The following is an 18,951-nucleotide window of genomic DNA, read 5'->3' on the forward strand; positions in this document are numbered from 1 at the left end:
CCCGACTCATGGACACCCCAGCAGCCCCGCCCGAGCCGTACGACCTGCTCGGCGTCGGCATCGGCCCGTTCAACCTCTCGCTCGCCGCGCTCGCCGAACCCGTGCCCGGCCTGCGCACCCTCTTCTGCGACCAGCGACCGGAGTTCCGCTGGCACCCCGGCATGCTGGTCGACGGTGCGCGGATGCAGGTGCCGTTCCTCGCCGACCTGGTCTCGCTGGCCGACCCGACCAACCCCTGGTCCTTCCTGAACTACCTGCGCGAACAGGACCGGCTCTTCCCGTTCTACTTCACCGAACGCTTCCAGCTCACCCGCCGCGAGTACGACCACTACTGCCGCTGGGCCGCCGGCCGGCTCGCCAACTGCCGCTTCGCCACCGAGGTCACCGCCCTGCACTGGACCGGCGACCGGTACCGCGCCGAACTGCGGGAGACCGCCACCGGCCGGTCGACCACGGTCGAGGCGTACCACCTCGTGCTCGGCGTCGGCACCCGGCCGGTCCGCCCCGAGGCCTTCGCCGCGCTCGACGGCCACCCCGGAGCCTTCCACTCCGCCGACTACCTCGACCGGCGCGACGGGCTGTCCGGGGCCCGGGACATCACCGTGGTCGGCAGCGGCCAGTCCGGTGCCGAGGTCTTCCTCGACCTGCTGCGCCGCCACGACGGCGACGGGGTCCGGCTGCGCTGGCTCACCCGCACCCGGGCGCTCGCGCCGATGGAGTACTCCAAGCTCGGCCTGGAACACTTCACCCCCGACTACACGCGGTACTTCCACGGCCTGCCCGCAGCCGTCCGGGGCGCCCTGGTCGAGGCGCAGTGGCAGCTGCACAAGGCCGCCTCCGCCGAGACCCTCGCCGAGATCCACGACCACCTGTACGAGCGGACCGTGGGCCGGCCGATCGACGCTGCCCCGGTCGACATCACCCCCGGCACCGCCGTCACCGACGCCCGGCCCGGTCCCTGCGGGGGACTCGAACTCCGCTGCCGGCACACCGACTCCGGCGCCGAGCACGTCCTGCGGACCGACGCGGTGGTGCTCGCCACCGGCTACCGCGCCGCCCGCCCCGCCGCCCTCGAACCCCTCTCCCACCTGATCGACTGGGACGAGGACGGCCGCTACCGGGTCGACCTCTCCCACCGGGTGGCCACCCTCCCCGAGGTGACCGGCGGCCTCTACGTGCAGAACGCCGAGCTGCACACCCACGGCGTCGGCACCCCCGACCTCGGGCTCGGCGCCCACCGGGCCGCGGTGATCCTCAACGCCGTGACCGGCCGGACCCTCCACCGGTTGCCCGCCCGCACCGCCTGGACCGGCTTCGCGCCTCCCGTCGGAGCCCGGCTCCCTCCCGCCGGTGACCCCCGCACCGGTGACCCCCGCACCGGCGCCGACCGTGCCCCCGCCGACCGCCTCTCCGCCGACCACGCCCCCGCCGACCACGTCCCCGCCGTCCCCCGACCCCAGGAGCCGACCCGTGCCGCAACCGCCGGCCGCTGAACCGCCGCTGTACCTGCCCCCGCAGCTCACCGCCGGGCACTGGCAGCGGGCCGGCCGCGCGCTGCTGGCCAAGATGCTCGGCGAGTTCGCCTACGAGGAGCTCATCACCCCCGTCGAGACCGGAACCCCGGTCCCGACGGGGGACCGCGCCGGGACGGGGGACCGCACCGGGACCGGCGCCGGCCGCGACCACCTGCTCAAGCTGCCCGAGGCCGAGTACCGCTTCACCGCCCGGCGCGGCGCCTACGGGAGCTGGCTCGTCGACCCCGCCTCCGTCCGCTGCACCCGGCCCGACGGCCTCGACCCGCTGCGCTTCCTGCCCTACGCCCGGCACGTCCTCGGCCTGCGCGGCGACACCACCGGCCACCTGATCCGTGAACTCACCGCCACCCTGATCGCCGACGCCCACCTCCTCGCCACCGGCCTCACCGCCGCCGAACTCGCGGACCTCGGGCACACCGACCTGGAGGGCCGGCAGGGCGGCCACCCGTGGATCGTCCCGAACAAGGGTCGGATCGGCTTCTCCGCCACCGACGCCGCCCGCTGGGCCCCGGAGGCCCGCACCCCCCGGCCACTGCCCTGGATCGCCGTCCACCGCAGGCTCGCCGAGTACCGCGGCGTCCCCGGCCTGACCGACCCCGAGCAGCTCTACCGGCGCGAGCTGGACGACCCCGCCGCGCTGCGCGCCGCGCTGGGCCCCGACGCCGACGACTACCTGTTGCTGCCGGTCCACCCCTGGCAGTGGGACGAGACCGTCGTCCCGCTCTTCGCCCCCTGGATCGCCTCCGGCGAGATCGTCCCGCTCGCCAGCGACGGCGACCTGCGGCTGCCCCAGCAGTCGATCCGCTCCTTCTTCAACCGGAGCCGTCCCGACCGCTGCACCGTCAAGCTGCCGCTCGCCGTCCTCAACACCCTGGTCTGGCGCGGCCTGCCGACCGAGCGCACCCTGGCCGCGCCCGCCGTCACCGCCTGGATCCACGGACTGCGCGACGCGGACCCGTTCCTGCGCGAGGAGTGCCGGGTGGTGCTCCTCGGCGAGATCGCCTCCGTCACGGTCGACCACCCGCTCTACCGCGAGCTGCCGGAGGCGCCGTACCAGTACAAGGAACTGCTCGGCGCGATCTGGCGCGAACCGCTCGGCCCCGCCCTGGACCCGGGCGAGCACGGCCGCACCCTGGCGGCCCTGCTGCAGACCGGCACCGACGGCCGGGCGCTCGTCGCGGAACTGGTCGCCCGCTCCGGGCTCACCCCCGCCGAGTGGACCGGCCGGCTGTTCGCCGCGATGCTGCCGCCCCTGCTGCACTTCCTCTACCGGTACGGGCTGGTCTTCTCCCCGCACGGCGAGAACGCCATCGTCGTCTTCGACGAGCACGACGTGCCGGCCCGGCTGGCGGTCAAGGACTTCGTCGACGACGTCAACCTGAGCGACCAGGACCTGCCCGAACTCCGGGGCCTGCCCGCCGAGGTGGACTCCGTACTGCTGCGCGAGGACCCTCCGGGCCTCTGCCAGTTCCTGCACTCCGGGCTCTTCATCGGCGTCTACCGGTACCTGGCGCCGCTGCTGGAGGCGCAGGCCGGACTGCCCGAGGCGGAGTTCTGGGCGCTGCTGCGCGCCGAGGTCCTCCGGTACCAGGAGCGCTTCCCCGACCTGGCGGAGCGGTTCGCGCTCTTCGACCTGTTCCTGCCGCGGATCGACCGCCTCTGCCTCAACCGCAACCGGCTGTTGCTGGACGGCTACGGAGACCGCCCGCACCGCCCGCACGCGGCCCGGCACGGCACCGTCCCGAACGCGCTCGCGGAAGGGGGAACGGTGCAGCTGCCCGGCCGACGGGGCCGGATTGTCACCCCCGCCCCGTAGGCTGGGACGGTCATGACGAACGACTCCGAATCCCAGGTCCCCGCCGAGGACGCCGCCGACGGCGTCGACTCCGCGGACACCCCGGACGCCCCGGTCGAGGCCGTCCCCCGGTCCCGCATCCCCGAGCTGCTGCACGCCGCGGTGGCCTCCGTCGGCGGCGTCGAGCGCCCCGGCCAGCTCCGGATGGCCGAGGCCGTGGCCGACGCCGTCGACAACGGCGAACACCTGCTGGTCCAGGCCGGCACCGGCACCGGCAAGTCCCTCGCCTACCTGGTGCCGGCGCTCGCCCACGGGGACCGCGTGGTGGTCGCCACCGCCACGCTGGCGCTCCAGCGCCAGCTGGTCGAACGGGACTTGCCGCGCACCGTGGAGGCCCTGCACCCGGTGCTGCGCCGCCGCCCGCTGTTCGCGATGCTCAAGGGCCGCTCCAACTACCTCTGCCTCCACCGGGCCAACGAGGGCACCCCGGGCGACGAGGGCGAGGGCCTCTTCGACCCGGTGGAGGCCCTGGGCGGCCCCACCGGCAAGCTCGGCCAGGAGGTGCTCCGGCTGCGCGACTGGGCCGACGAGACGGAGACCGGCGACCGGGACGACATGAGCCCCGGCGTCTCCGACAAGGCCTGGGCCCAGCTCGCGGTCACCTCCAAGGAGTGCCTGGGCGCCACCCGCTGCGCGTACGGGCAGGAGTGCTTCGCCGAGAAGGCCCGCGAGCGGGCCAAACTCGCGGACGTGGTGGTCACCAACCACGCGATGCTGGCGATCGACGCCATCGAGGGTGCGCCGGTGCTGCCCGAGCACGAGCTGCTGATCGTCGACGAGGCCCACGAACTGGTCAACCGGGTCACCGGCGCGGCCACCGCCGAGCTCACCGTCGGCGCGGTGAACCGCGCGGTCAAGCGGGCCGCCCGGCTGGCCAACGAGAAGGCGGTGGACGCGCTCCAGGCCGCGGCCGAGAACTACCACGGCCTGATGGAGACCGCCCAGCCCGGTCGGGTCGAGGAACTGCCCGAGTACCTGGCGTACGCGGTCACCGCGATCCGGGACGCCTCCCGGCAGGTGATCACCTCGCTCGGCGAGACCAGGGACAAGGCGCTCACCGACGAGGACGCCGTCCGCAAGCAGGCGATGGCCGCCGCCGAGACGCTGCACGAGACCGCCGACCGGCTGCTCCGGGACTCCGAGTACGACGTGGTCTGGATCGAGCGCAGCGACCGCTTCGGCCTGGGCACCGCCTCGCTGCGGGTCGCCCCGCTGAGCGTCTCCGGACTGCTGCGCGAGGGCCTGTACAAGGAGCGGTCGGTGGTGCTCACCTCGGCCACGCTCAAGCTCGGCGGGGACTTCAACGGCGTCGCCGCGTCGGTCGGCCTGCCGTCCGACGCGCGGCTGCCGGACGCGCGCACGCCGGGCGACAACCCCGCTGCGGCCGGCTCCGGCTCCGGCGCTGCTTCAGGTTCCGGCTCCGAGGACGAGCCGGTGCCGCACTGGCGGGGCATCGACGTCGGCTCGCCGTTCAAGTACCCCAAGCAGGGCATCCTGTACGTCGCCCGGCACCTGGCCGACCCGGGGCGGGACCCGGAACGGCCCGACATGCTGGACGAGCTGACCGAGCTGATCGGCGCTGCGGGCGGGCGGACGCTGGGCCTCTTCTCCTCGATGCGCGGCGCCCAGACGGCCGCCGAGGCGCTGCGGGAGCGGCTCGACAACCGGATCCTGCTCCAGGGGGAGAACACCCTGGGCGAGCTGATCCGCGAGTTCTCCTCGGACGCGACCACCTGCCTGTTCGGCACGCTCTCGCTCTGGCAGGGCGTGGACGTGCCCGGTTCGGCCTGCCAGCTGGTGGTGATGGACCGGATCCCGTTCCCGCGCCCGGACGACCCGCTGATGAGCGCGCGCCAGAAGGACGTCGAACAGCGGGGCGGGAACGGCTTCATGGCCGTCGCGGCCACCCACGCGGCGCTGCTGATGGCGCAGGGCGCGGGCCGGCTGGTGCGCGCGGCGGAGGACCGGGGCGTGGTGGCGGTCCTCGACCCGCGGGTGGAGACCAAGCGGTACGGCAGCTTCTTCCGGTCCTCGATGCCGGAGTTCTGGTACACCACCGACCGCAACCAGGTGCGCCGCTCGCTGGCGGCGATCGATGCCGCTGCGGCCCCGATCAGGCCGGTGGCCGAGCGGGGCTGAGGAGGTCCGCGAAGGGCTGCTCCCGGGGCGCGCCCGTTCCGGGGCGGGGCCCGCGGCTCCCCCGGGGACGACGGAGGGGCTCCGCGCGATGTCGCGTGGAGCCCCTTCCCGTAGGCCGTTCCCCCGTCGGTTCGTTGGTGCGCCGGCGCGCCGGTCCTTTCGGTCCCGTCGCTCCCGGCCGGTGGTCAGAGTCGGCGGAGGACCGCCACGACCTTGCCCAGGATGGTCGCGTTGTCGCCGTTGATCGGCTCGTACGCGGGGTTGTGCGGCATCAGCCAGATCCGGCCGTCCTCACGCTTGAGACGCTTGACGGTGGCCTCGCCGTCGATCATCGCGGCCACGATGTCGCCGTTCTCGGCGACCGGCTGGCGGCGGACCGTGACCCAGTCGCCGTCGCAGATGGCCGCCTCGATCATCGAGTCGCCGCGCACGGTCAGCGCGAACAGCTCGCCCTCGCCGACCAGCTGGCGCGGCAGCGGGAAGACGTCCTCGACCGTCTGCTCGGCCAGGATCGGCCCGCCGGCGGCGATCCGACCGACCAGCGGGACGTACGAGGTGGACGGTCGGCCGGCCGTCTCGGCGGTGTTCGGGCGGGCCACCTCCACGCCGCGGACCTCGTAGGCGCGCGGGCGGTGCGGGTCGCGCCGGAGGAATCCCTTGCGCTCCAGGGCCATCAGCTGGTGGGCGACCGAGGAGGTGCTGGACAGGCCGACGGCCTGACCGATCTCCCGCATCGACGGCGGGTAGCCCCGGCGCTGGACCGAGTCCCGGATGACCTCGATCACCCGGCGTTGGCGTTCGGTGAGTCCCGCCTCGTCGGTGCGGATCCCGGGAGGTCGGCCGGGCATCGAACGGGTCGGCGCCGGGTGGGCGTCGTCCAGCGCGGGGGAGTGTTCGACCGGCTGGTCCGGAACGCGGCCCACGCCGGAAAGGCCCGGGCCGGAGAGGCGGTGTTCTTCGCTACGGTCCATGCTGATGTCCACACTCTGCTGATTCGTGGTGCGCTGCCCCACCTTGAGCTGGGAGTGTTCCTGCACCGGGATGGTGTTGGTTTCGACGGTGTTCATGGCTGCCCCTCTCGACGGCTGTCCTCTCCCTTTTTCCAGCCCAACGCACCTCGTATCGAAAGGTTGCGCCAAACACACGTTCGAGTGAATTATTCGGGAGTTGGCTGACTCGATCAAGGCTTTGTTGTACATCGATTAAATGTTCGAGCCGAAGTCGGCTCAGGCAGTTTAGTCCGGGCCGACACGCCAGCGCCTCTGGATCCGCCTCAGACCTACATGTAGTGGCTACAGTCCTCTCCGTGACCCAGAACTTGTGGTTGAGACCTCAGGATCGGGTTGCCTCGGGTGCCCCGGGATCGCATAGACTCGACTCAGTCCGCACGTCCTGCCAAGGAGGGATCCTCAGGTGCACTGCCCCTTCTGCCGGCACTCCGACAGCCGTGTCGTCGACAGCCGGACCACCGAGGACGGCAGCTGTATCCGCCGCCGTAGGCAGTGCCCGGACTGCGGCCGCCGTTTCACCACGGTGGAGACCGCCGCCCTGATGGTCATCAAGCGCAGCGGTGTCACCGAGCCGTTCTCCCGGGAGAAGGTCATCTCCGGAGTCCGCAAGGCCTGCCAGGGCCGCCCGGTCACCGAGGACGCCCTCGCCCAGCTCGGCCAGCGGGTCGAGGAGTGCGTGCGCGCCACCGGCAACGCCGAACTCACCACCCATGACGTCGGGCTTGCCATACTCGGCCCGCTCAAGGAGCTCGACGTCGTCGCCTACCTGCGCTTCGCCAGCGTCTACCAGGCGTACGACGGGCTCGAAGACTTCGAGGCCGCCATCGCGGAACTCCGCGCCGAGCAGCCCGTCCCCGAGGCGGACGGCACCTGCGTGCCCGTCCCCGCCGCCGCGCCCTAGCGGCCCGGCCCCATCACCGGCCCCTTCCGGGGTCGGCAGCAACCCGACGGCCCCCTTGGGTCGACGTGTGCCCGAAAACGGCGCACAGAACATGACAAAACGTGCACGGCCAGTCGGGGGACCCGCCTGTCCGCGCATCGGAACAGCGAACCGGTCGTGCCCGGATTTTTCGGTGCACTCCGGGCGTTTGCCCAACCAGGAGGAGGAGCGAGAAGTGACAGACACCACGAGCGGTTCCGCACGAGGGTCGAAGTCCGACAGGACCGGGGCCAAGGGTGCCGGCAAGGCGCCCAAGGGCGGCCTTCGGATCGAGCGCATCCACACCACTCCTGGCGTGCACCCCTACGACGAGGTCCGTTGGGAGCGGCGCGACGTCGTCATGACCAACTGGCGCGACGGCTCGATCAACTTCGAGCAGCGCGACGTGGAGTTCCCCGACTCCTGGTCGGTCAACGCCGTGAACATCGTCACGTCCAAGTACTTCCGCGGCGCCGTCGGAACCCCGCAGCGCGAGTGGAGCCTCAAGCAGATCATCGACCGCGTGGTGCTCACCTACCGCGCCGCCGGTGAGAAGAACGGCTACTTCGCCGGCCCGGACGACGCCGAGGTCTTCGAGCACGAGCTGACGTACGCCCTCCTCCACCAGGTGTTCAGCTTCAACTCGCCGGTCTGGTTCAACGTCGGCACCAAGCAGCCCCAGCAGGTCTCCGCCTGCTTCATCCTGGCCGTCGACGACTCCATGGAGTCGATCCTCGACTGGTACAAGGAAGAGGGCATGATCTTCAAGGGCGGCTCCGGCGCCGGCCTCAACCTCTCCCGGATCCGGTCGTCCAAGGAACTGCTCTCCTCCGGCGGCAACGCCTCCGGCCCGGTCTCCTTCATGCGCGGCGCCGACGCCTCCGCCGGCACCATCAAGTCCGGCGGCGCCACCCGCCGCGCGGCCAAGATGGTCGTCCTCGACGTCGACCACCCGGACGTCGAGGCCTTCATCGAGACCAAGGTCAAGGAGGAGGAGAAGATCCGCGCCCTCCGCGACGCGGGCTTCGACATGGACCTCGGCGGGGACGACATCACCTCCGTCCAGTACCAGAACGCCAACAACTCCGTCCGGGTCAACGACGAATTCATGACCGCCGTCGAGAACGGCACCGAATTCGGCCTGCGCGCCCGGATGACCGGCGAGGTCATCGAGACCGTCGACGCGAAGAAGCTCTTCCGCAAGATGGCCGAGGCCGCCTGGGCCTGCGCCGACCCCGGCATCCAGTACGACTCCACCATCAACAGCTGGCACACCTGCCCGGAGTCCGGCCGGATCAACGCGTCCAACCCCTGCTCCGAGTACATGCACCTGGACAACTCCAGCTGCAACCTCGCCTCGCTGAACCTGATGAAGTTCCTCCGCGACGACGACTCCTTCGACGCCGAGCGCTTCGCCAAGGTCGTCGAGCTGGTCATCACCGCGATGGACATCTCCATCTGCTTCGCCGACTTCCCCACCGAGAAGATCGGCGAGACCACCCGCGCCTTCCGCCAGCTCGGCATCGGCTACGCCAACCTCGGCGCCCTGCTGATGGCCACCGGCCACGCGTACGACAGCGAGGGCGGTCGCGCCCTGGCCGGCGCCATCACCTCCCTGATGACCGGCACCGCCTACCGCCGCGGCGCCGAACTCGCCGGCGTCGTCGGCCCGTACGACGGCTACGCCCGCAACGCGGCCCCGCACCAGCGGGTCATGAAGCAGCACGCGGACGCCTCGCTGGCCGCCGTCTCCCGCGACGTCCTCGACGCCCCCGTCTGGGCCGCCGCGAACGAGGCCTGGCAGGACGTCCTCCGGATCGGCGCGCAGAACGGCTTCCGCAACGCCCAGGCCTCGGTGCTCGCCCCGACCGGCACCATCGGCCTGATGATGGACTGCGACACCACCGGCGTGGAGCCCGACCTCGCGCTGGTCAAGTTCAAGAAGCTGGTCGGCGGCGGCTCGATGCAGATCGTCAACGGCACCGTCCCGCGCGCCCTCAAGCGCCTCGGCTACCAGGCCGAGCGGATCGAGGCGATCGTCGCCCACATCTCCGAGCACGGCAACGTGGTCGGCGCGCCCGGCCTGAAGACCGAGCACTACGAGGTCTTCGACTGCGCCATGGGCGAGCGCGTGATCTCGGCCATGGGCCACGTGCGGATGATGGCGGCGATCCAGCCGTGGATCTCCGGTGCCATCTCCAAGACGGTCAACATGCCGGAGGCCGCGACGGTCGAGGAGATCGAGGAGATCTACTTCGAGGCGTGGAAGCTGGGCGTCAAGGCGCTCGCCATCTACCGCGACAACTGCAAGGTCGGCCAGCCGCTCTCGGCCAAGACGAAGTCCGGGGACCAGGTCAAGGCCGACCAGGCCCCGGCCGCCGCCGCGGTGGAGAGGGTCGTCGAGTACCGCCCGGTCCGCAAGCGCCTGCCCAAGGGCCGCCCGGGCATCACCACCTCCTTCACGGTCGGTGGCGCCGAGGGCTACATGACCGCCAACTCGTACCCGGACGACGGCCTCGGCGAGGTCTTCCTGAAGATGTCCAAGCAGGGCTCCACCCTCGCGGGCATGATGGACGCCTTCTCCATCGCCGTCTCGGTCGGCCTCCAGTACGGCGTGCCGCTGGAGACCTACGTCTCGAAGTTCACCAACATGCGCTTCGAGCCGGCCGGCCTGACCGACGACCCGGACGTGCGGATGGCGCAGTCGATCGTCGACTACATCTTCCGTCGCCTGGCGCTCGACTTCCTGCCGTTCGAGACCCGCTCGGCGCTCGGCATCCACTCCGTCGAGGAGCGTCAGCGCCACCTGGACACGGGCTCCTACGAGCCGCTGGAGGCCGAGGAGGAGCTGGACACCGAGTCGCTCGCCCAGTCCGCTCCGGTGCCTCCGGCCCCGGTGGCAAAGCCGGTCGCGGCCGTCGCCCCGGCCGCCAAGGCGAGCCCGGCGCAGGCCCACAACTCGACCGAGCTGATCGAGATCCAGCTGGGCCTCAACGCCGACGCGCCGCTCTGCTTCTCCTGCGGTACCAAGATGCGCCGCGCCGGCAGCTGCTACCTCTGCGAGGGCTGCGGCTCCACCAGCGGCTGCAGCTGACACCGGGCGGGGCCGCGTCGGACGCACCATCCGGCGTGACCGAACCCGAGGCGTGATCCTGTGAGGGAGGGGCGCCGGCCCCGGGCCGGCGCCCCTCCCTCACGCGCGGTCGGTGCCCGTGAACCAGGCACCCGCCGGGCGTGGTTCGTCCGGTCGGAGCGGGGAGCCGGGGAGTGCCGACTCCCCGCCCCCGCCGGGCGGGTGGCACGCACCGCACCTGCTCAGAGGGCCTTCCCGGCTGCCGGAGCGGCCCGGGCCCGGGCCTGCTCGATCTCGTTGATATGGGCCTCCGTCCACCGGCGGAGCGCGGTGATCGGCTCCGCGAGGCTGCGGCCGAGCTCCGTCAGGTCGTATTCGACCCGGGGCGGCACGGTGGGGTACACGGTGCGGGCGACGAACCCGTCGGCTTCGAGGACGCGCAGGGTCTGCGTGAGCATCTTCTGCGACACGCCCTCGATGCGCCGACTCAGTTCGGTGTACCGCAGGGTGCCTTCGAGGAGGGCGTCCACGACCAGAACGGTCCACTTGCCGGAGATGTGATCGAGGACCTGACGGGTCGGGCACTTCGCGGAGTAGACGTCGGCGGGCAGCCCGGACGACTCCACAGTGGTCTTCATGCGGGGAGAGTAACGCACTAAATAGTGCCCTCTTCCCCGTGGAGAGCGACTCTCCAATAGTGAGTGACATGACGAGTCCCACGATGTCCGTCGCGGAAGCGATCCGCACCCGCCGCACCGTCCGCCACTACCGGCCCGACCCGATCCCGGAGGCGGCGCTCGACGCGCTTCTCGATCTCGCCGTCGAGGCCCCCACCAGCTGGAACCTGCAGGACCGGTCGATCGTCGCGGTGTCCGGGGGCGAGGGCCGCGCCGGGCTGGCCCGGGCCACGGGGGGCCAGCCCCAGCCGCAAGAGGCTCCGGTCGTCCTGGTCTTCGTCGCCGAGCCCCAGTCCTGGCGCGAGGACCACGGCGACGTCTACGAGCAGGCACGGCGCAGCGGAGCGTGGAGCGAGGAGTTCGCCGCGATGTTCTCCGCCGCGGCCCGGGTGTTCCAGGAGGATCTCGACCGGCGGGGGCTGCTCCGGGAGTACGCGGTCAAGGACGCCATGATCGCGGCGTCCTTCGTGATGCTCGCCGCCACGGAGCTGGGCCTGGCGACGTCGCCCATGAACGGCTGGGACGAGGCGAAGGTGAAGAAGGTGATCGGGATCGACGACCGTGACGACCTGGCCATCGCCCTGTTGGTGTCGGTCGGCTATCCGGCGGAGGAGCGGCGCCATCCGGGCCGCCGTGCCCGGGAGCGCACCGTCTTCCGCGAGGCGTACGGGGCCGACGGGGCGGGGAGCGCCGAACGCCGGGAGTAGGCCCCGCGCCGGGAGTGGTCCCATGCCGGGTGCAGGTCCTGCACCGGAGTGTTCGGGCGCCTCGCGGGTGAGGTCAGGGCTGAAGGCGGGGTGGGGACATCGTGTCCTCGCCCCGCCTCTTCGGTTCTCTTTGTCAACCAGGGTTGACGCCGGGCGATTGTCAACCTAGGTTGACATCATGAGCGAGAGCGGAGAGCTCGCCGCTGCGGCGAGCAGCAGGGACCCGGCCGTGGGGTTGCGGGCGGTCCGTGCCCTGCGGGAGCTGGCGGACCGGCTGGAGGGACTCCAGGTGGGGAACGCGCGCGAGCGGGGGTGGTCCTGGCAGGAGATCGCGGTGTGTCTGGGGGTGACCAGGCAAGCGGTGCACAAGAAGTACGCGAAGCGCGGGACGGTCGACGTGAAGGACGGGGATTGAGCCATGTTCGAACGATTCACCGAAGGGGCCCGGCGGGTGGTCGGCCGGGCGGGGCAGGAGTCCGCGGAGCTCCGGCACGGCCACGTCGGCACGGAGCACTTGCTGCTGGCGGTCCTGACCGAGCCGGAGGACCCCGCGGCGCGCGTGCTGATCGAGGCCGGGCTGGATCACGAGGAGGCGCGACGAGCCGTCCGGCGGCTCCTCGGGGAGGGGGACGACGCGCAGGCGCTGGCCTCGATCGGGGTGGACCTGGACGCCGTCCGGGAGGCGGTGGAGTCGGTGTTCGGGGCGGGCGCCCTGGACGCGTCGCCGGAGGGCGGGTCGCGCAGGCGCGGGTGGTTCCGGTCGGACGGTCGGGCGGGGCGCAGGCCGTTCGGCGCGCGGGCGCGGAAGGCGATCGAGCTGTCGTTGCGCGAGTCGCTGCGGCTGAAGTCCGGTCACATCGCGGTGGGGCACCTGCTGCTCGGGGTGGTGCGGGAGGGCGAGGGGCTCGGGGCCCGGGTGATCGCCGCCCACGGGCTCGATCCGGTGGCCGTGCGGCGGGCGGTGGAAGTGGGGTTGGAGTGAGCGCGGAGTGACGGTGCGGTGAGCCAGGTGGACGGCTCGGGTGTGGTGCGGTGTACGGAGCGTTCGTGGACGAGACGGACCGTCAACTTGTCGGTTGAGCACATCGTCTGAATGGATATGATCGGCCGACTGCGTGTACCGAATCACCCGCCCGGAGACGTTTCGCGACGTCGGCCGGGCGGTCGCGCATTCGCCCCTCCCCGCTGCCGAGGACACCGCACCGATGACAGATCGCACCAGCCCCGACGGTGGTCCGCGCCGACGGCCCGCCGCGCGTACCAAGGCCCTGATGGCGGCCGCCGCCCTGCTGGCGGCGGTGGCCGGACCGGTGGGGGTGCTGCGGGCGATGGACGCCGGGCAGCCGCAGACCGCCGCCGCCGTGTGCGCGGTCGCCGCACTGTGGCTGATCGCGGTCTGGCAGGCGGGAACCGCCACCGAGCGGGCCCGCCGACTGGGCGAGGAACTGGCCGGGCACGACGACGCGGCCACGGCGGCGCTCGTGGTCGCCGATGCGGCCAGGCAGGCCAGGACGGCCGCCCTGCAGCTGGCAGCGCTCCGGGAGACCGAGCGGGACGAGGCCCTCGCCGAGCAGGCGCGCGCCGAGGCGGACGCCGCCACCGCCCGGGAGGAACTCGCCCTCGCGCGGGCCGAGGCCGAGACGGAGCGGGCCGAGCGGGCGGCGCTGGACCGGCTGGCCGACGAGGTGCTCCCCGAGGTGGCGAAGCGGCTGCGGACCGGCACGTCCGTGGACGGCGCACTGGCCGCGCACCGCGACCACCCCCAGTACCCGCTGCTGCGCGCCGTCGCGGAGGAGATCGGCCGGGGCGAGCGGCTGCGGGCCGCCGCCCTGGCGGTCTGCGCGACCGCCGCCGGCCGGGTCCAGGCACTGGCGACGAGCATGCACGCGGAGCTGCGCGAGATGCAGCACCGGCACGACGAGGAGGTCCTCGGCGACCTGCTCCGGCTGGACCACTCCACCGCGCAGGCCGGTCGGATGGCGGACGGCATCGCGGTGCTCACCGGCGCCCGTTCGGGCCGCCGCTGGGCGAAGCCGATCGCGGTGGAGTCGGTGCTGCGCGGCGCGCTCGGCCGGATCGGCGCCTACCAGCGCGTCCGGCTGCACAACGCGAGCACGGCCGCCGTGGCCGGGTTCGCCGCCGAGGGCGTGATGCACGCGCTGGCCGAGCTGATGGACAACGCCACCACCTTCTCCGCCCCGCCGGCCGAGGTGCACGTCTACGTCGAGGAGGTCCCGGCCGGTCTGGCGATCACCGTCGAGGACAGCGGCCTGGGGCTCGGCGACAGCTGGCTGCGCCGGGCCGAGCGGGCCGTCTCGGCCGAGCCGCTCGACCTCGCCACGTTGTCCGCGGGGACCAGGATCGGCCTCGCGGTCGTCGGTGTGCTGGCCCGCAAGTACGGGTTGCAGATCTCCTTCCGGCCCTCGGCGCGCGGCGGTACCGGGGTGGTGATGCTGATCCCGCAGCAGCTGGTCACGCACGCCGCGCCGGAGCCCGCCCCGGCGCCCGTCGCATCCGAGCAGATCGTGCCGGCCGGCCCGCGCCCCGCGCTCACCCCCGCGCTCACCCCCGCGCTCACCGCTCCCGCACCGGCCGTTCCCGCACTGGCCGTTCCCGCACTGGCCGCTCCCGCACTGGCCGCTCCCGCTCCCGTTCCCCAGACCCCGTCGGCCCGGGTGGCGGACCGGACTCCGGACCGGGCGCAGGCCCCGGAGTCGCGGTCGGTGCACGTCCCGGCGCCGGTCACCGACAGCGGCCTTCCGCAGCGCCGCCGCGGTCAGACGCTGACCTCGGCCGCCCCGCCGGCCGAGCCCGCCGAGCGGCCCGCCCGCACCGGCACGGCGACCGCCGCCGCCCGGTTCGGCGCGTTCCGCCGGGCCGCCCAGCAGGCCGCGGGCACCGACGTGCCGACCACGGACCCGACCACGTCCGACGCTTCCCCCGTCACCGAGAAGGACTCCTGATGAGCAGCGCCACCGACCGCGACCTCGACTGGCTGTTGGAAAACCTGCTGACCGCCACTCCCGGCACCCGGCACGCCCTGGTGCTCTCCGCCGACGGCCTCAAGCTCTGCCACACCTCCGGGCTGAACGCCGACCGGGCCGACCAGCTGGCCGCCATCGCCTCCGGGCTGCAGAGCCTGGCGCACGGCGCGTCCATCGAGTTCGGCGACGGCAGCGGCGGCGTGCGGCAGTCGATGACCGAGTTCCACGGCGGCATCCTCTGCATCGTGGCCGCCGGTGAGGGCGCTCACCTGGCGGTGGTCACCGACGAGGACGCGGACGTGGGCGTGGTCGGCCACAACATGCACGGCCTGATCGAGCAGATCGGCGCCCACCTCAGCGCCCCGGCCCGGGACGACGCCCGGCCGGACGGCGGGTCGGGGGACGTCGTGACCGGTGAGGGTGCCCGGGCATGAGCGAGCGCGGGGGGAGCACCGACGGGCGGCCGGCCCTGCCGGGCCGGGACGACGAACCGGACCGCCTGTACACCATCACCCGCGGTCGCAGCCGGGCCCCGGAGAACGCCTTCGACCTGGTCACCCTGATCGTCGCCGAGCGAGAGCCGGCGCCGGGCATGCAGTCGGAGCACGCGCGCATCCTGCGGATGTGCGGGGCGCCGACCGCCGTGGTGGAGGTCGCGGCCGAGCTGGCCCTCCCGGTCTCGGTGGTGAAGATCCTGCTCGGCGACCTGCTGGAGGCGGGGTCGATCACCGCCCGCCACCCCCGGTTCGCGCCGAACAAGGCCCGGCTGCCCGATCTCGACACGCTGAAGCAGGTGTTGCATGGACTCCAACGGCTCTGAAGCCCCGGACACCGCCACCACCCCGGACGGTGCCCCGTCCCCGTCCCCGGAGGCGGCCCCCGACACCCGGCCGGCCCGCCGGACCCCGCTGCGCCGCACCGCCGACAACGCGTTCAAGATCGTCGTGGTGGGTGGCTTCGGCGTGGGCAAGACCACGCTGGTCGGCTCGGTCAGCGAGATCCGCCCGCTGAACACCGAGGAGACCATGACCAAGGCGGGCGAGGGGATCGACGACCCCTCGGGCGCCTGGGGCAAGCGGTCCACCACGGTCGCGTTCGACTTCGGCCGGATCACGCTCTCCGCCAGCCAGGTGCTGTACCTGTTCGGCGCGCCGGGCCAGGAGCGGTTCTGGTTCCTCTGGGACCGGCTGTTCAGCGGCGCCCTCGGCGCGGTCGTCCTGGTGGACACCCGGCGGCTGGCCGACTCCTGGTACGCCATCGACCGGCTGGAGCACCACGGCACGCCCTTCATCGTCGCCCGCAACAACTTCGGCGAGCCGACCCACACCCTGGAGCAGGTCCGGGAGGCGCTCGACCTGCCGCCCGAGGTGCCGCTGGTGGACTGCGACGCCCGCGACCGGGAGTCCGGCAAGCGGGTGCTGATCGAGCTGGTCCGCCACCTGGCCGCCCGGGCCGAGGCCGAGGCGGCGGGCACCCTCGTCGCCGCCACCGCCACCGTCTATGAGGAGAGCACCCCGTGACCGAGCCCGCCGTCACCCCGCCGCCGGGCTGCCCCGCGCACGCCGGCGCCGCCACGCCGCTGTACGGGCCGCGCTTCCAGACCGACCCGGCCCAGCTCTACCGTGAGCTGCGGGCCGCGCACGGCCCGGTCGCCCCGGTCGAGCTGGCCGGCGGCGTTCCGGCCTGGTTGGTGATCGGGTACCGCGAACTGCAGCTGGTGACCGGTCAGCCGCAGCTGTTCGGCCGGGACTCCACCCGCTGGACCGGCTGGGCGGGCGTTCCGGCGGACTGGCCGCTCAAGCCGATGATGGCCCCGGTGCCGTCGATCCTGTACGCCGAGGGCGAGGAGCACGTCCGCCGCTCCCGCGCGGTCACGGACGCGCTGGCCGCCGTCGACCCGTACGAGCTGCGCAAGCACTGCGAGGAGCTCGCCGACCGGCTGATCGACGGGTTCGCCGGGCGCGGCGAGGCCGATCTGGTCGCCGAGTACGCGCACCGGCTGCCGCTGCTGGTGCTCTGCCGGGTGCTCGGGCTGAGCGAGGAGCAGGCGCCCGTCCTGATCGAGGGGGTGCTGGCCATGCTGGACGGAGGCCCGGACGCGCCGGCCGGCGCGCAGCGGCTGCTCGCCACCATGCTCGACCTGGTGGAGGAGAAGGCCGGGCACCCGGGCGACGACGTCGCCTCGCGGATGCTGGCGCACCCGGCGGGCCTGGACCACGAGGAGGTCATGCGGGACCTGCGGGTGCTGTTGATCGCCGGCCACCAGCCCACCTCGTACTGGATCTCCAACGCGATGCGGCTGATGCTGACCGACGAGCGGTTCGCCGCCTCCCTCTCCGGCGGCCGGCGCAGCATCAGCCAGGCGCTGAACGAGGCGCTCTGGGAGGACAGTCCGACGCAGATCTTCGCCGGGCGCTGGGCGACCCGGGACACCCGGCTCGGCGGGCAGCGGATCGCCGCCGGGGACATGCTGCTGCTGGGCTTCGCGGGGGCCAACGCGGACCCGTCGGTGCGGCAGGCCGACGGCCGTCCGGCCGAGGGCAACCGGGCGTACCTGAGCTACTCGTACGGCGAGCACGGCTGCCCGTTCCCGGCGCAGGAGGCGGCGGAGGTGATCGCGACGACGGCGGTCGAGGTCCTGCTGGACCGGCTGCCGGACCTGCGGCTGGCGGTGGCCGAGCACGCGCTGGTGTGGCGCCCGTCGGCGTGGGTGCGCGGGCTGGTGGCCCTCCCGGTGTCGTACACCCCGGGGTACGCGGGCTGAGGCCCGCCGTCGTGAGCAGGACCAGGACCGAAGGAGAGTTGTCACCGATGACCGCAGCCCCCGCCCCGATCGTCCCCGCCCCGATCGTCCTCGACCCGCTGGCGCGCGACAACGCCGCCGAGGGCGCGTTGCTGCGGGCCGCCGGCCCGGCGGTTCCGGTGGTGCTGCCCGGTGGCGTCGCCGCCTGGGCGGTCACCCGGCACGCGGCCGCCCGTGACCTGCTGACCGACGCCCGGCTGGTCAAGGACGCCCGGCACTGGGCGGCTCTCCAGCGCGGCGAGGTGCCGAAGACCTGGCCGCTGATCGGTCTGGCCGTGCCCGGTCCGAGCATGGTGACCACCGACGGTGCCGAGCACCGGCGGCTGCGTGTGCTGGTGGCGCAGGCGTTCACGCCGCGTCGGGTGGAGCTGATGCGCCCGCAGGTCGAGGCGATCACCCGGGGCCTGCTGGACACGCTGGCGGCGGGGGACCCCGTGGTGGACCTCAAGTCGGCGTTCGCCTTCCCGCTCCCGATGACGGTGATCTGCTCGCTGCTGGGTGTGCCCGAGTCCGACCACGCCCACCTGCGGGACCTGTACGAGCGGTTCTTCGGTGCCCGGCCCGACCCGGGGGGCATCCAGGCGACCGTCGCGAGCCTCAACGCCTTCGTCAACGACCTGGTGGCGCGGCGTCGTTCGGCGCCCGGCGACGACCTGGCCAGCGCGCTTCTGCTGGCGGACACCGAGGGCGGGGCGCTGACCGACGCGGAGGCGGCGGCCACCCTGCGGGTGATCATCGCGGCCGGCCACGAGACCACGGTCAACCTCATCGGCAACGCGGTCCGGGCGCTGCTGGCGCACCCGGACCAGCTGGAGCTGGTGCGGGCGGGGCAGGTCGGGTGGGACGCGGTGGTGGAGGAGTCGCTCCGCTGGACGCCGCCGACCAGCAACTTCCTGTTCCGTTTCGCCGCCGAGGACGTTCCGGTGGGCGACGCGGTGATCCCCCAGGGGGACCCGGTGCTGATCTCGTACAACGCGATCGGCCGGGACCCGCTCCAGCACGGGGCGACGGCGGAGCTGTTCGACGTCACCCGGGACCCGATCCGGCACCTGTCCTTCGGCCACGGCCCGCACGTGTGCCCGGGTTCGCCGCTGGCCCGGCTGGAGGCGGGGATCGCGCTTCCGGCGCTGTTCGAGCGGTTCCCGGGGCTGGCGCCGGCGGTGCCGGACGAGGAGCTGCGGCCCAGCGGCTCGCTGGTGGTGAACGCACTCAAGGAGCTTCCGGTCAGGCTGTTCTGACGCGTCGTCGG

Annotated in this window: 16 protein-coding genes; 14 read left to right on the forward strand and 2 right to left on the reverse strand. The window is 73.1% G+C overall.

The features are described from left to right. Positions 1-8: 8 nt before the first annotated feature. The 3 genes from PUR56_RS20700 to PUR56_RS20710 are packed head-to-tail and all read left to right on the forward strand — an operon-like array spanning position 9 to position 5,529. Positions 9-1,493, forward strand: coding sequence for a lysine N(6)-hydroxylase/L-ornithine N(5)-oxygenase family protein (locus PUR56_RS20700; protein ID WP_329949993.1), 1,485 nt, complete (start codon positions 9-11; stop codon positions 1,491-1,493). Further along, positions 1,471-3,351, forward strand: a complete 1,881-nt coding sequence (locus tag PUR56_RS20705; protein ID WP_329949994.1) for an IucA/IucC family protein — start codon at positions 1,471-1,473, stop codon at positions 3,349-3,351. Before PUR56_RS20700 ends, PUR56_RS20705 begins: the two co-directional genes overlap by 23 nt. Before the next feature lie 12 nt (positions 3,352-3,363). After that, positions 3,364-5,529 carry an ATP-dependent DNA helicase gene (locus PUR56_RS20710; RefSeq protein WP_329949995.1) on the forward strand — a complete coding sequence of 722 codons (2,166 nt, stop codon included), beginning with the start codon at positions 3,364-3,366 and terminating at the stop codon, positions 5,527-5,529. Between the two features lie 185 nt (positions 5,530-5,714). Here the strand turns inward: PUR56_RS20710 and lexA are convergent, their stop codons facing one another. Continuing rightward, complete coding sequence (lexA, locus tag PUR56_RS20715; protein ID WP_224281048.1) at positions 5,715-6,377, reverse strand: transcriptional repressor LexA; 663 nt, start codon at positions 6,375-6,377, stop codon at positions 5,715-5,717. A 565-nt stretch (positions 6,378-6,942) separates the two neighbouring features. Here lexA and nrdR point away from each other — a divergent pair. After that, positions 6,943-7,440 (forward strand): transcriptional regulator NrdR, encoded by a 498-nt coding sequence (gene nrdR, locus PUR56_RS20720; protein WP_329882581.1) that lies wholly within the window; start codon positions 6,943-6,945, stop codon positions 7,438-7,440. Between the two features lie 214 nt (positions 7,441-7,654). Beyond that, positions 7,655-10,552: a vitamin B12-dependent ribonucleotide reductase gene (locus tag PUR56_RS20725; protein ID WP_329949996.1), complete on the forward strand. Its 2,898-nt coding sequence runs from the start codon at positions 7,655-7,657 to the stop codon at positions 10,550-10,552. Between the two features lie 221 nt (positions 10,553-10,773). Here PUR56_RS20725 and PUR56_RS20730 read toward each other — a convergent pair whose 3' ends face one another. Next, complete coding sequence (locus tag PUR56_RS20730; RefSeq protein ID WP_329949997.1) at positions 10,774-11,169, reverse strand: winged helix-turn-helix transcriptional regulator; 396 nt, start codon at positions 11,167-11,169, stop codon at positions 10,774-10,776. Between the two features lie 68 nt (positions 11,170-11,237). Between PUR56_RS20730 and PUR56_RS20735 the strand changes: the two genes are divergently transcribed. The 9 genes from PUR56_RS20735 (at position 11,238) to PUR56_RS20775 (ending at position 18,940) form a co-directional block, all read left to right on the forward strand. Next, a complete protein-coding gene (locus PUR56_RS20735; RefSeq protein WP_329882584.1) occupies positions 11,238-11,915 on the forward strand; it encodes a nitroreductase family protein in 678 nt (225 codons plus the stop codon). 178 nt (positions 11,916-12,093) lie between these two features. Beyond that, entirely contained in the window at positions 12,094-12,330 is a 237-nt protein-coding gene (locus PUR56_RS20740; protein WP_329882585.1) for an RNA polymerase subunit sigma-70, read from the forward strand. A 3-nt stretch (positions 12,331-12,333) separates the two neighbouring features. Further along, on the forward strand, positions 12,334-12,897 hold the full coding sequence (locus PUR56_RS20745; protein WP_329949998.1) for a Clp protease N-terminal domain-containing protein: 564 nt from the start codon (positions 12,334-12,336) through the stop codon (positions 12,895-12,897). 223 nt (positions 12,898-13,120) lie between these two features. After that, a complete protein-coding gene (locus tag PUR56_RS20750; protein WP_329949999.1) occupies positions 13,121-14,878 on the forward strand; it encodes an ATP-binding protein in 1,758 nt (585 codons plus the stop codon). Then, complete coding sequence (locus tag PUR56_RS20755; RefSeq protein WP_329882588.1) at positions 14,878-15,333, forward strand: roadblock/LC7 domain-containing protein; 456 nt, start codon at positions 14,878-14,880, stop codon at positions 15,331-15,333. The genes PUR56_RS20750 and PUR56_RS20755 overlap by 1 nt, the downstream gene beginning before the upstream one ends. Then, the gene (locus tag PUR56_RS20760) at positions 15,330-15,719 is read left to right on the forward strand and encodes a DUF742 domain-containing protein (protein ID WP_329882589.1); all 390 of its coding nucleotides are present in this window, start codon (positions 15,330-15,332) and stop codon (positions 15,717-15,719) included. Before PUR56_RS20755 ends, PUR56_RS20760 begins: the two co-directional genes overlap by 4 nt. Next, the gene (locus PUR56_RS20765; RefSeq protein WP_380520159.1) at positions 15,700-16,419 is read left to right on the forward strand and encodes a GTP-binding protein; all 720 of its coding nucleotides are present in this window, start codon (positions 15,700-15,702) and stop codon (positions 16,417-16,419) included. Before PUR56_RS20760 ends, PUR56_RS20765 begins: the two co-directional genes overlap by 20 nt. After that, complete coding sequence (locus PUR56_RS20770) at positions 16,416-17,663, forward strand: cytochrome P450 (RefSeq protein WP_329882591.1); 1,248 nt, start codon at positions 16,416-16,418, stop codon at positions 17,661-17,663. Before PUR56_RS20765 ends, PUR56_RS20770 begins: the two co-directional genes overlap by 4 nt. Positions 17,664-17,710: 47 nt before the next feature. Continuing rightward, positions 17,711-18,940, forward strand: a complete 1,230-nt coding sequence (locus PUR56_RS20775) for a cytochrome P450 family protein (protein ID WP_329950000.1) — start codon at positions 17,711-17,713, stop codon at positions 18,938-18,940. Positions 18,941-18,951 lie beyond the last annotated feature (11 nt).

Source organism: Streptomyces sp. BE303, from assembly GCF_036290945.1.
Classification (GTDB): Bacteria; Actinomycetota; Actinomycetes; order Streptomycetales; family Streptomycetaceae; genus Kitasatospora.